The sequence below is a fragment of the Pseudomonas fluorescens genome, assembly GCF_000968015.1.
In the GTDB taxonomy this organism is placed as follows: domain Bacteria; phylum Pseudomonadota; class Gammaproteobacteria; order Pseudomonadales; family Pseudomonadaceae; genus Aquipseudomonas; species Aquipseudomonas fluorescens_W.
Genome location: NZ_LACH01000005.1, coordinates 21602 through 34275, shown reverse-complemented (window position 1 = coordinate 34275; position 12674 = coordinate 21602). Strand labels below are relative to the sequence as shown.

At 60.8% G+C, this 12674-nt stretch carries 13 protein-coding genes and 1 pseudogene; 7 read left to right on the top strand and 7 right to left on the bottom strand.

Annotated elements, in window-relative coordinates:
* Positions 1-46: 46 nt before the first annotated feature.
* The gene (locus VD17_RS04150; RefSeq protein WP_046052799.1) at positions 47-721 is read left to right on the top strand and encodes a DNA-3-methyladenine glycosylase I; all 675 of its coding nucleotides are present in this window, start codon (positions 47-49) and stop codon (positions 719-721) included.
* Positions 722-820: 99 nt separating this feature from the next.
* Here the strand turns inward: VD17_RS04150 and VD17_RS04145 are convergent, their stop codons facing one another.
* From VD17_RS04145 to arsC, 3 genes are read right to left on the bottom strand one after another with little or no spacing between them, the layout of a single operon-like run.
* Positions 821-1246, bottom strand: a complete 426-nt coding sequence (locus VD17_RS04145; protein WP_046052798.1) for a DUF2069 domain-containing protein — start codon at positions 1244-1246, stop codon at positions 821-823.
* Position 1247: 1 nt separating this feature from the next.
* On the bottom strand, positions 1248-1844 hold the full coding sequence (wrbA, locus tag VD17_RS04140; protein WP_033056848.1) for an NAD(P)H:quinone oxidoreductase: 597 nt from the start codon (positions 1842-1844) through the stop codon (positions 1248-1250).
* Complete coding sequence (gene arsC / locus VD17_RS04135) at positions 1841-2194, bottom strand: arsenate reductase (glutaredoxin) (protein ID WP_046052797.1); 354 nt, start codon at positions 2192-2194, stop codon at positions 1841-1843. The genes wrbA and arsC overlap by 4 nt, the downstream gene beginning before the upstream one ends.
* 114 nt (positions 2195-2308) lie before the next feature.
* Between arsC and VD17_RS04130 the strand changes: the two genes are divergently transcribed.
* Positions 2309-2776, top strand: coding sequence for a TlpA disulfide reductase family protein (locus VD17_RS04130; protein ID WP_046052796.1), 468 nt, complete (start codon positions 2309-2311; stop codon positions 2774-2776).
* An 88-nt stretch (positions 2777-2864) separates the two neighbouring features.
* On the opposite strand, the gene VD17_RS04125 is transcribed toward VD17_RS04130, so the two are convergent.
* From VD17_RS04125 to VD17_RS04110, 4 genes are all read right to left on the bottom strand, one after another.
* A complete protein-coding gene (locus VD17_RS04125) occupies positions 2865-3269 on the bottom strand; it encodes an META domain-containing protein (protein WP_046052795.1) in 405 nt (134 codons plus the stop codon).
* The gene (locus VD17_RS04120; protein ID WP_046052794.1) at positions 3269-3703 is read right to left on the bottom strand and encodes a hypothetical protein; all 435 of its coding nucleotides are present in this window, start codon (positions 3701-3703) and stop codon (positions 3269-3271) included. The genes VD17_RS04125 and VD17_RS04120 overlap by 1 nt, the downstream gene beginning before the upstream one ends.
* A 77-nt stretch (positions 3704-3780) precedes the next feature.
* Positions 3781-4773: a 2-hydroxyacid dehydrogenase gene (locus VD17_RS04115; protein ID WP_046052793.1), complete on the bottom strand. Its 993-nt coding sequence runs from the start codon at positions 4771-4773 to the stop codon at positions 3781-3783.
* Between the two features lie 148 nt (positions 4774-4921).
* On the bottom strand, positions 4922-7675 hold the full coding sequence (locus VD17_RS04110; RefSeq protein WP_046052792.1) for a response regulator: 2754 nt from the start codon (positions 7673-7675) through the stop codon (positions 4922-4924).
* A 214-nt stretch (positions 7676-7889) separates the two neighbouring features.
* Here VD17_RS04110 and VD17_RS04105 point away from each other — a divergent pair, with 214 nt between their 5' ends.
* From VD17_RS04105 to rlmD, 5 genes and pseudogenes are all read left to right on the top strand, one after another.
* On the top strand, positions 7890-8612 hold the full coding sequence (locus VD17_RS04105) for a response regulator transcription factor (protein ID WP_046052791.1): 723 nt from the start codon (positions 7890-7892) through the stop codon (positions 8610-8612).
* A complete protein-coding gene (locus tag VD17_RS04100; RefSeq protein ID WP_046052790.1) occupies positions 8599-10029 on the top strand; it encodes a sensor histidine kinase in 1431 nt (476 codons plus the stop codon). Before VD17_RS04105 ends, VD17_RS04100 begins: the two co-directional genes overlap by 14 nt.
* Positions 10030-10070: 41 nt before the next feature.
* Positions 10071-10217 (top strand): annotated as a pseudogene (locus VD17_RS32115) (PDDEXK nuclease domain-containing protein); the annotation flags it as partial.
* Between the two features lie 168 nt (positions 10218-10385).
* Positions 10386-11288, top strand: a complete 903-nt coding sequence (gene cysM / locus VD17_RS04095) for a cysteine synthase CysM (RefSeq protein ID WP_033056865.1) — start codon at positions 10386-10388, stop codon at positions 11286-11288.
* Positions 11288-12640 carry a 23S rRNA (uracil(1939)-C(5))-methyltransferase RlmD gene (gene rlmD, locus VD17_RS04090; RefSeq protein WP_046052789.1) on the top strand — a complete coding sequence of 451 codons (1353 nt, stop codon included), beginning with the start codon at positions 11288-11290 and terminating at the stop codon, positions 12638-12640. Before cysM ends, rlmD begins: the two co-directional genes overlap by 1 nt.
* Positions 12641-12674: the final 34 nt, after the last annotated feature.

Here is a 12674-nt window from a genome sequence, read left to right as displayed (position 1 = left end):
GGCTCACTCCTACATTTGTTTTTTGTTTCAACCTCCAGGAGAGGGCATGCGCGATTACAAGTGGCTGCACGAATACTGTCTGAACCGCTTCGGTTCAGCGGCTGAACTGGAAGCCCATCTGCCCGTTCCGAAAACCCCGGTGCAATTGCGCAAGATCAGCGACGACCGCTACCTCTCGACCATGGCGCTGCGCGTCTTCCGCGCCGGGCTCAAGCACAGTCTGGTGGACGCCAAATGGCCAGCGTTTGAAGAAGTGTTTTTCAAGTTCGACCCTGAGAAAGTCGTGCTGATGAGTGCCGAACACCTTGAGCGCTTGATGCAGGATGCGCGGATCATTCGTCACTTGGGCAAGCTCAAGAGCGTTCCGCGTAATGCGCAGTTCATTCTGGATGTGGCACATGAAAAGGGCAGCTTCGGCGCGTTGATCGCTGATTGGCCGGTCACGGATATCGTTGGGTTGTGGACCTACCTGAAAAAGCGCGGTCATCAATTGGGCGGATTGTCGGCACCGCGGTTCTTGCGGATGGTGGGCAAGGATACGTTTGTGCCGAGCTACGACGTGGTCGCGGCGTTGAATGCGCAGAAGATCGTCGACAAGGTGCCGACCAGTCTGCGGGATCTGGCCACAGTGCAGGGCGTGTTCAACCAGTGGCATGAAGAAAGTGGCGGGCGGCCGATGAGCCAGATATCGATGATGCTGGCGTACACCGTGAATCATTAAGACCGAGTCGCGCCCATCGCGAGCAAGCTCGCTCCCACAGGGGATTTGTGAACGACGCAGATCCAATGTGGGAGCGAGCTTGCTCGCGATGGCGGTCTATCAGGCGGCGCTGATTTCGCCTTCGCCAGCCAACTTGCGATTGAGCTGAAACCGCCACCGCACATACAACAGCGCCGAGCAGAACACCGCCAGGCTCGCGCCCATTTCCAGCAAACCAAACAGTTGCCGGTTCGGGTCATACGCCGCCAATGCGCCCTTGATGAAATACAGGTTCACCACAAAACACATCCATGAATGCCCGCGCGCACTGCCGATAATCATCCCTGGCGCCAGCAACAGCAGCGGTATCAGTTCGATCAGCAGAATCACCCACGGCCGGGCGCCGTGCAGGTCGGCGACCACCAGGTAGTAGGCGCACAGCAAACCCACCAAACCGAAGTAGCACAGCAGGCTGATGACACGCATCGCTCGGACCCGGGGTTCGAGCCATTCGATGGAGGGCAAAATCTTCGGCTTTTTGGCCACGTCAGTTCCCCAGTTTCTGTGCAGTCTTCGCCAAGCGCAGGCCCAAGGCCCGACACAGCGCGACTTCATGTTCATTCAAGCCGCTTTTGCCATCGGCCCCGGCGTGATGGCTGGCGCCGTAAGGCGTGCCGCCGCCACGGGTTTCCAGCAGGGCCGATTCGCTGTAAGGCAGGCCGGTGATCAGCATGCCGTGGTGCAGCAACGGCAACATCATCGACAGCAGCGTGGTTTCCTGGCCGCCGTGCAGGCTCGCGGTGGAGGTGAAAACGCCAGCCGGCTTGCCCACCAGAGCGCCGGTCAGCCACAGGTTACTGGTACCGTCTAGGAAGTACTTGAGCGGTGCTGCCATGTTGCCGAACCGGGTCGGGCTGCCCATGGCCAGGCCCGCGCAGTTCTTCAAATCGTCGAGGCTGGCGTACAGCGCGCCTTCGTCAGGGATGTCCGGCGACACGGCTTCGCATTCGCTAGAGATCGCCGGGACCGTGCGCAACCGCGCTTCCATCCCGGCCTGCTCGACACCCCGGGCAATCTGCCGGGCCATTTCATTGGTTGAGCCGCTGCGGCTGTAATACAGAACCAGAATGTACGGTGCACTCACGGCAGCAACTCCAGCACATTCTCCGGCGGACGGCCGATGACGGCTTTGTCGCCGACTTCCAGAATCGGTCGCTCCATGAGTTTCGGGTTGGCGGCGATGGCGGCGATCAATTGCGCCTCGCTCAGGCTGCTGTCGGCCAGGTTGAGGGTTTTGTACTCGTCCTCACCGGTGCGCAGCAGTTGCCGGGCGCTGATGCCGAGCTTGGTCAGCAGGCTCTGGATTTGCGCGGTGTTTAGCGGTGTTTCCAGGTAGCGGACCACCGTCGGGGTCAGGCCACGGGCTTCGAGCAGTTCGAGCGCACCGCGGGATTTCGAGCAGCGCGGGTTGTGATAAAGCGTCAGATCGGTCATGTGCGGTTCGCATCTTGCGTAAGGTGACGGCTATTCTAACTGTGCAGCGCGTAATCCAGAACCTTGGGAGGCGATGGGTCGCAGGCGCATTTAATTTTGAACAAGGAATACGACATGACTAGGCGACTGGCAGCGGCATTGGCGATCATCGGTACGTTATTGCTGGGGGGCTGTGGCAACGACTATGGCATCGACCAGAGCGGCCAGAAAGTCGCCGCCGAACGTCTGGACAAACAATGGCTGGTGCTCAATTACTGGGCGGAATGGTGCGGGCCGTGCCGGACCGAGATCCCGGAATTGAATACCCTGGCCTATCAGCTCAAGGACAAGAAGATTGGTGTGTTCGGGGTCAACTTCGACAATGTGCAGGGCGAAGAGCTGAAAACCGCCAGTGAAAAACTGGGCATCAAGTTCACCGTGCTGGCCTCTGATCCGGCCGATCTATTTGAGTTGCCGCGCAGCGAGGCGTTGCCGGTGACTTACATCATCGATAACAAGGGCAAGGTACGGGAACAGTTGATGGGCGAGCAGACGGCGGCTGGGGTGATGGCGAAGCTTGAGGCGTTGCAGGCTAAGAACTGAAAGCAAAAGATCGCAGCCTCGTTTCACTCGACAGCTCCTACAAGGGTTTCGAATTCCACCTGTAGGAGCTGTCGAGTGGGCTGAATGATCAACCCTCTTCAAGCCACCAACGCAGCGGCTTGCCTTCGGCCGGCCAGAAACGCATCTGCTCGATCGGCGAGACGTCCCAGCGCTGAACGTTTTCCAGCGCCTGCATGAAGCGCTTTTCCTGTTCCATGACCGCCGGCGCACACAGTTTGCGCGTGCTGCCGACCTTGCCGAAGCTCAGCTTGTCGCCTTCCAGGGTGTACGGTGCGAACCAGTGGTTGCAGCCGCCGTTGCCGTAGGCCCGACCGTCTTCACCGAGGGTGATGGTCAGGTGGCTGTAGTCCATCAACGGACGTTCGCCGATCCATTCCAGAATGTAGCTGCGGTTCTGTTGCAATTGCACCGGCTCGGCGGCGCAGCCCAGCAGGCTGGCACCAACCATAGCGGTCAGAGCGAGGTGTTTCATCACGCGGGCTCCTGGCATTTCGGGCACAGGTGCTTCTCGCCAACGGTGGTCCAGCCCAGTTCGGCGATCCGTGCGGTGGCAGCAGGCTTTTCAGCCTTGTTGCCCAGCTTGGCGTCGACCGCGAACTCGAAGCTCAGCTCTTTGGCGCAGCTGTCGCAGTTGACTTTCCAGGTGTGGATCGCCAGTTCGCCGAACACCGGACCACTGGCCACCGCGACCCATTGGCCTGGCGGATTGATCAAGTGGCGAACCGTTTCGACGGTCAGGCGCATGGACAAGTCCTTGGCACCTTTGAGGGTCACTACCAGCACGTCGTCGTTACGAATCGAGCCGCCGTTGCCGGTGACTTGATAACGCCCCGGCACAAGGGCGCGGCATTCGGTGAGGGTGTGTTGCGGGTTCATCAGGCTATAGCGGAAATCGTGTTCGACCATGGGTCCTCCAAATATGCGCGGCATGCTAGCACGGACATCAGCGCAGCATGGCGCGGGCATATGACCTTCGATCTGGTTCAGTCGCCCTTTACCAGATTCGCAGGCGCGCCCGCCGCCCAGGCGGCGATGTTCTGCAGGGTGGTCGCGGCAATCGCGCCCAAGGCTTCGCGGGTCAGGAAAGCCTGGTGAGCGGTGACGATCACGTTCGGGAAGGTCAGCAGCCGCGCCAGCACATCGTCTTGTAGCGGCAGGTCGGAGCGGTCCTCGAAGAACAGCTGCGCCTCCTCTTCATACACATCCAGCCCCAGATAACCCAGCTGACCGTCCTTCAACGCCTCGATCAGCGCCGGCGTGTCCACCAGACCACCGCGGCCGGTGTTGATCAGCATCGCACCCGCTCGCATGTGCGCCAGTGACTCGCGATTGATCAAGTGTTTGCTTTGTTCGTTGAGCGGGCAGTGCAGGCTGATGATCTGCGACTCGGCCAGCAGTTCCGGCAGGCTCAGGTAACGGGCACCGAGGGCTTCGACTTGCGGGTTGGGGAAGGGGTCGTACGCCAGCAATTGGCAGCCAAAGCCGTTCATGATTTTCGCGAAGGTCGCGCCGATCTGGCCGGTGCCGACCACGCCGACGGTCTTGCCCACCAGGTCGAAGCCGGTCAGCCCGTGCAGGCTGAAATCCCCTTCGCGCGTGCGGTTGTAGGCGCGGTGCAGGCGTCGGTTGAGCGCCAGGATCAGCGCCACCGCATGTTCCGCCACCGCGTGGGGCGAGTACGCCGGGACGCGCACAATCGCCAGTCCCAGACGCTTTGCCACTGCCAGATCGACATGGTTGTAACCGGCCGAGCGCAGGGCGATCAGGCGAGTGCCGCCCGCGGCCAGGCGTTCGAGCACCGGCGCGCTGAGGTCATCATTAATGAAGGCACAGACCACCTCGTGATGCTCCGCCAGCGCCACCGTATCAAGGCTCAGTCGCGCTGATTGGAAGTGCAGTTCAATGCCGGCCGGTAGTTCGGCACTGAGGAAACTGTCGCGGTCGTAGGTCTGGCTGCTGAATAGAATCGTACGCATGCGGTCCTCCATTTGACTCGGTCACGCTTTATGTAGCAGCTGGCGAAGCCCTGTGGCGAGGGGATAAATCCCCTCGCCACAGGGCTTCGCCAGCTGCTACAGAGTCCGGTGAGTTTAGCGGTTATGGTTTCGGCGCCATTGCGCTGCATCACGCATTTATACGGGCATGGGCGGCCAGGCGATTGATGGCCCGGTCGAGGTCTTCCAGTGCGCTGGGGGCTTTGGGGTCCTGTTGCTTGAGCAGGGTTTCGCTGCGCTGGCAGGCGGCGCGCAGTTGCGGGACGCCGCAATAGCGTGTCGCGCCATGCAGGCGATGGACGCGCTCGATCAGGGCGTTCTGGTCGTTGTTTTCCCGGGCGAAGCGAATCGCCTCGCGGTCGGCTTCCAGCGACGCCAGCAGCATTGCCAGCATGTCTGCTGCCAGGTCAGCCTTGCCGGCGGCCAGACGCAAACCTTCCTCGTGATCGAGCACCTGCAACTCATGACCACCACCGTGGCTGTCGCTGGAGCGCTCCGGCCCATGATTGCGCAGCGCCAGACCGGTCCACTTCAGCACCACTTGGGCCAGTTGCCGTTCGCTGATCGGTTTGGTCAGGTAATCGTCCATGCCACTTTGCAGCAGTGCACGCTTTTCGTTGGCCATGGCGTGAGCGGTGAGGGCAACGATCGGCAGCGGTGTGCAATGCCGTTCACTTTCCCACTGGCGAATCGCTTCGGTGCTTTGCCGCCCGTCCATGCCGGGCATCTGAACGTCCATCAGCACCAGGTCGAAGGTTTCGGTCTGCACGGCCTTGACCGCCGCGTAGCCGCTTTCCACCGCGAGGACTTTGGCGCCCATGTCCTCGAGCAGGGTTTGCACCAGCAGCAGGTTGGCCGGGTTGTCGTCGACACAAAGCACTTTTGGCGCACGGCTGGACACCGGTTCGCCGGGTTCGCTGCGGTGCTGACGCGGGTTGACCAGGTCGGACAAGGCCCGCCGCAACTTACGGGTGCAGGCCGGTTTGGCCTGGAGTTGGCTGTGCGGGTTGGGCACCGAGAGGTGGAACAGCGTCTGCTCGGTGGTCGGGCACAACACCAGCACCTTGCAGCCCAGGTGTTCGAGGTCCCAGATGTGCTGGTTGAGGCGCTCCGGCGGCATGTCGTTGCTGGTGATGCCGAGCACCGCCAGGTCGATCGCCTGATCGGTCTGATGCGCGCCGGTCACGCCATTAGTCAGGCTTTCCAACGTATTGAACGGAGTGACTTCGAGGCCGCAGTCTTCCAGTTGATGCTGCAACGCCTGACGAGCCAGTTCGTGGTTTTCCAGCACGGCCACCCGACGCCCGAGCAACGGCGGGCCGGGCAGGTCTTCGGCATCGTCGCGGGTTTTGGGCAGGCTCAGGCTGATCCAGAATTCCGAGCCTTCACCGGGGGTGCTGTCGACGCCAATCTCGCCACCCATCTGTTCGATCAGACGTTTGGAAATCACCAACCCCAGACCGGTTCCGCCTGGTTGCCGCGACAGCGAATTGTCGGCCTGGCTGAAGGCCTGGAACAAGGCGCGCACGTCCTGGTTCGACAGCCCGATGCCGGTGTCCTGAATGCTGATGCGCAGTTGCACGCTGTCTTCGTGTTCTTCCTCGAGCATGGCCCGGGCGACGATGGTGCCTTCGCGGGTGAACTTGATCGCATTGCTGACCAGGTTGGTGAGAATCTGCTTGAGCCGCAGCGGGTCACCCACCAGCGACAGCGGCGTATCGCGATAAACCAGGCTCACCAGCTCCAGTTGCTTGGCATGGGCGGCCGGGGCGAGGATGGTCAGCGTGTCCTGGAGCAGGTCGCGCAAGTTGAACGGAATATGGTCGAGCACCAGTTTGCCGGCCTCGATTTTCGAGAAGTCGAGAATCTCGTTGATGATCCCCAGCAAGCTGTCGGCGGACTTTTCGATGGTGCCCAGATAGTCGAGCTGGCGCGGGGTCAGCTCGCTTTTTTGCAGTAGATGCGTGAAGCCGAGAATGCCGTTGAGCGGCGTGCGGATTTCATGGCTCATGTTGGCCAGGAACTCGGATTTGATCCGGCTGGCTTCAAGGGCTTCCTTGCGCGCCAGGTCCAGTTCGATGTTCTGGATCTCGATGGTTTCCAGGTTCTGGCGCACATCTTCGGTGGCCTGGTCGATGCTGTGCTGCAATTCTTCCTGCGCGTTCTGCAGGGTGCCCGCCATGCGGTTGATGCCGGACGCCAGTGTATCCAGCTCCTGGCTGCCGAGGGGCGGCAGACGGGTTTCCAGATGACCGTCCTTGAGTTGCGCCACCGCTTGCTTGATCTGACTCAGCGGCCGATTGATGCCCCGGCCCATGCGCAACGCCAGCAGCGCCGCACCTGCCAGGCCTGCGCCGATCAGCAACAGGCTGGCGAACAGGCTGCGGTAACCGCGCAGCAGCATGCCGTTGTGGGACAGTTCGAGTTCGACCCAGCCCAACAGGCGGTCAGCTTCGTCGGGAATCAAGTCACCGGCCAGATTGCGGTGCTTGCCGAACACCGGCAGCAAGTAACGCGTCGCGTCATTGCCGCTGCGGCGCAGCATCTGCGAACTGTTGCCGATCGGCGCCTGATTGAGCATGGTCGGGCCGGCATGGGCCCACAGGGAGCGGTCGGGCGCGAGGAACGAAACCGCGCGCACGTCCGGTTGCTCCAGCGATTGGGTGGCAATGCGTTCCAAAAGCTCGGTGTTCTTGTGGCCCATGGCCGGGGCCACCAAGGGCGCCAGTTGTTCGGCGATCATCTCGCCACGCTGCATGAGCTGGGTTTGCAGGTCGGATTGCTGCATCCAGGTGAAATAGCCGCCCAGAACCAAGGCCATCAGGCTGGTCGGCAACAGGGTCAGCAATAGCACGCGGCCTTTAATTCCCAGTTTCTTGAGCACGCATCTCTCCTGCATCCAGCGATTTAATGACCTGCACGTACGTCCAGCACGCGCCACCTGCGCAGTGTAGCGATTTGCAGGCGGGCAATCTTCGTAAAATTGATGTCGGCATTCGTCGGCCGGATCGCCACTTTTACCTCTTGGGCAAACCTTGTGTTGCCCGCAGCGAGGCAATCTTGAATAATCGACAACTGAGAATTATTTGCAGATAGTCATGACTCCCATCACCGCTGGCCATCCTCGTATCCTGTCTATAGAAGACGACCTCGTACTCGGTGCTTATGTTCATGAGCACCTGGGGCGTTGCGGTTTTCAGGTGACGTGGTGCCAGAACGGTCTGGAAGGCTTGAGCATTGCCCGCCAGCAAGCCTTCGATGTGGTGCTGATGGATATTCTGTTGCCGGGCCTGGACGGGCTGAATGTACTGACGCAGTTGCGCCAGAGCCATTCCACTCCGGTGGTGCTGATGTCGGCGCTCGGTGCCGAGGCGGATCGCATCAGTGGTTTTCGGCTGGGTGCCGATGATTACCTGCCCAAACCTTTCAGCATGGTCGAGTTGCGGGTGCGCATCGAAGCGATCCTGCGACGGGTCGCGCTCGACCGCCGGCCAGCGCCGGCACCGATTGCCCCTTCGGCGGACAGCTTGCGTTTCGACGATGAATGCTGTGATGTCTTTTATGGCGAACACGCTGCCGGCCTGACCCGCAGCGAGTATCGGTTGCTGGAAACGCTGAATCGCAATGGCGATGAAGTCCTGAGCAAAGCCTTCCTTTATCAGCATGTATTGCAGCGCGGTTATGCGCCCCATGACCGCAGCCTCGACATGCACATCAGCCAGATCCGTCGCAAGCTCAAAGCCGTCGGTTACCTGGAGCGCGAAGTGCGCACGGTGTGGGGCAAGGGTTACGTTTTGAGTGCTGTCGATGAAGTGGACTGACCTGCCGGGCAGGCATTCGCTGTTCTGGAAACTGGCGTGTTTGTTGGTGGCGTTCTGTCTGCTGATGATCTGGCTCAGTTGGTCCTGGGGGCGCTACATGGAACAGAAAAACCTGTTCCTGTCCGACGAGGCACGGGGCACGCTGACGCGCTATGCCGCCGAGGCCGAGCAGGTGTGGAATGAGCGCCAGAGTGCAGGCGTCGATGCCTGGTTGCAGAGCGTCGGTCATCGCGAGTCGACATGGGTCGGTGTGATTGGCGGTGATTTGCAGTCATTGAGCAGTTACCCGCTGACAGAAAAAGAAACCCAGCGCCTGACCTTTTTACGCGGTCTGGATTGGCCGACGAGTCGCCATACCAAAGGCTTGCCGTGGTTGAGAGTGCCTTTTCCCAACGATCCGTCCGCTGGCAGCCTGGTGATCGAACTGCCCCGGCGTTTCGTACCCGGGCAATACCGGGTGTTCTGGCGGGTGATCACCAATGGGGTGATTCCCGGACTGTTCACCTTGCTGCTGTGCGTCGGCCTGTATCGGTTGCTGGTCGTGCCTTTGAACAGTCTGCGCGAACAGGCCAATGCCTGGCGTGCCGACCAGTTGAATGTGCGGTTGTCGAGCCGCATCACCAATCGCCCGGATGAGCTGGGTGAACTGGGCCGGGCGTTCGATCACATGTCCGAGCGCCTGCAAAGCACGGTGGCCCTGCAACAACAACTGCTGCGCGACTTGTCCCACGAGTTGCGCACGCCACTGAGTCGCCTGCGGGTGGCCAGCGAAAGCGAGCAGGGGTTGACGCAATTGCGCGAGCGCATTGGCCGAGAGGTCGATGGCATGCAGCGTCTGGTGGAAGACACCCTGCAACTGGCCTGGCTCGATACCGAGCGCGCGCCGCTGCCCGAAGAATCGATCCAGATTCAGGCGTTGTGGGAAATGCTCACGGAAAACGCCTGCTATGAAAGTGGCTGGCCGGCGAGCCAGTTGCAGTGTGCGGTGGATTCGTCCTGCTGGGTGCGCGGCCATCTCAATACGTTGGCTCAAGCGCTGGAAAACATCCTGCGCAATGCCATTCGTCATTCACCGCAGGGCGGCGTTGTGCGCCTTGGTGGACAGCGCGATGGCGATTTCTGGCATGTGTGGCTGGAGGATGAGGGCGGCGGGGTGGCTGAGGCGGATCTTGAGCGGATCTTCTGTCCGTTCATTCGACTCGACGGTTCACGGCCGGGGGATGGTGGGTTCGGGTTGGGGTTGAGCATTGCGAGGAATGCGGTGCAGCGTCAGGGCGGGAGTCTTTGGGCTGAGAACACTGAGACCGGGTTGCGACTGAATATGCGGTTGGTGGCTGATATTGATGGTGTGAGTGATGACGCCATCGCGAGCAAGCTCGCTCCCACAGTGGAGGTGTGTCGGCCACAAATGGTGTGATCAACTCCTGACCCTGTGGGAGCGAGCCTGCTCGCGAAGAGATCAGTCGCAAGCTGGAACAGGCTGAGTGGGGCGAGATCTACCACGCTGAAAAGAAAGTCGCACCACTGGTGCGACAATTATCCTGGTCGCAAAACGTAATCATCTTCAGCCAGAGCAAACACCCGGAAGAGCGGGAGTTCTATGTGGTATGGCGTTTCGGGAAACAGTCTATGCATTGAATGTCGCGCAAGGCGAAGCGTACTGATCCAGCCCCTTATTCCCATAAACCATAAGCACCGTACTTTGCGTGATATGGCCTGCGAAGGTTTGCCGGTATGATAGGCGCCCCCGCAGTCTGGATTGCGAATTACGCCATGACCTTGCAGTACCCAACCATCGCCGATTGCGTCGGCAACACTCCGCTGGTCCGTTTGCAGCGCCTGCCTGGCGCCACCAGCAATACCCTTTTGCTCAAGCTCGAAGGGAATAACCCGGCGGGTTCGGTCAAGGACCGTCCGGCGCTGTCGATGATTACCCGCGCTGAATTGCGTGGGCAGATCCACGTCGGCGATACGCTGATCGAAGCGACTTCGGGTAACACCGGGATCGCCCTGGCGATGGCCGCCGCGATCAAGGGTTACAAGATGATCCTGATCATGCCGGACAACTCCAGCGCCGAACGTAAAGCCGCCATGACGGCGTATGGCGCCGAGCTGATTCTGGTTACTCAGGAAGAGGGCATGGAAGGCGCCCGCGACCTCGCCCAGCGAATGGAAGCCGAAGGCCGCGGCAAGGTGCTGGATCAGTTCGCCAACGGGGACAACCCCGAAGCGCACTACACCACCACCGGCCCGGAAATCTGGCGTCAGACCGAAGGCACCATCACCCATTTCGTCAGTTCCATGGGCACCACCGGTACCATCATGGGCGTCTCGCGCTACTTGAAAGAGCAGAACGAGAACGTGCAGATCATCGGTCTGCAACCGATGGAAGGCTCGGCGATTCCGGGCATCCGTCGCTGGCCGCAGGAATACCTGCCGAAGATCTACCAGGCCGAACGCGTGGACCGGATCGTCGACATGGCGCAAAGCGAAGCCGAAGACGTGACCCGTCGTCTGGCTCGCGAAGAAGGCATCTTCTGCGGCGTGTCCTCGGGCGGTGCCGTGGCAGCCATGCTGCGTCTGTCCAAAGAAGTTGAAAACGCGGTGATCGTCGCGATCATCTGCGACCGTGGCGACCGTTACTTGTCGACCGGCATTTTCGACGCGCCTAACTGATGGCCAAACAAGAGAGAGGCCTGCGCTTCCAGCCCACCGGCGGCAGCAAGGCCCCGCAAATTCCGACCGGCAAAAAGCAGCGCTTGAGTATTGAGCGCCTGGCTAATGACGGTCGCGGTATCGCGTTTTTTGAAGGTCGCACCTGGTTCGTCATCGGCGCATTGGCCGGTGAAGAAGTCGAAGCACGCGTGTTGGGCGCCCACGGCAAAGTGGTCGAGGCGCGCACCGAACGGGTGTTCCAGGCCAGCGAACTGCGCCGCCCGGCACCATGTCCGCATGCCGGTCGCTGTGGCGGTTGCAGCGTGCAACATCTGCCGCACAACGAACAACTCGCCCTGAAACAGCGCATGCTCGCCGAGCAATTGTCGAAGGTCGCCGGTGTCGAACCCGAAGAGTGGGCCGCGCCATTGAGCGGTCCGGAATTCGGTTACCGGCGTCGCGCCCGAGTGGCGGTGCGCTGGGACATGAAGGCGAAAAAACTCGAAGTCGGTTTCCGCGCCGCTGGCAGTCAGGACATCGTGGCGATCAACGAATGCACGGTGCTGGTACAGCCCTTGCAACCGATCATGACCCGCTTGCCGGAAATGCTTCGGCGCTTGAGCAAACCTCAGGCGCTGGGGCATGTGGAATTGTTCAGCGGTTCGTCGTTGGCGGTGCTGCTGCGGCACATGGCGCCGCTGTCCGACGCCGACATGACGATCCTCAAGGATTTCTGCGCCTTCCATGAAGCCCAACTGTGGCTGCACGGCGACGGCGAACCGCAACCGGTCGAGGCTGACCAGTCGTTGGGTTATCGGCTTGAGCAGTGGGACTTGAACCTGGCGTACCGACCGGGGGATTTCATCCAGGTCAATGCCGGGGTCAACGAAGCGATGATCGCCCAGGCGCTGGACTGGCTGAAGCCGACGGCGGAGGAACGCGTTCTCGATCTATTCTGTGGTTTGGGTAACTTCGCGTTGCCGCTGGCCAAGGTCGTACGTGAAGTGGTGGCGGTTGAAGGTGTGCAGGCGATGGTCGAGCGAGCAGCCACGAACGCTGCTAGCAACAATCTTCATAATGCGAAGTTTTTTCAGGCCGATTTATCCCAGCCTTTGACCTATGCCGAATGGGCGCGCGAAGGCTTTTGTGCGGTACTCTTGGACCCACCGCGTGACGGTGCTTTCGAGGCAGTGCGCAAGCTAGCGTCCCTGGGCGCCAAACGGTTGGTGTATGTGTCGTGCAATCCGGCAACGCTGGCGCGCGACACGGTGGAATTGATCAAGCAGGGCTACCGGTTAAAACGTGCCGGGATTCTCGATATGTTTCCTCAGACGGCACATGTCGAGGCCATGGCGTTATTTGAAGCGAGCTAGGACGGCTCGTCTGGTCCGACTGGCCCGCCCGTGC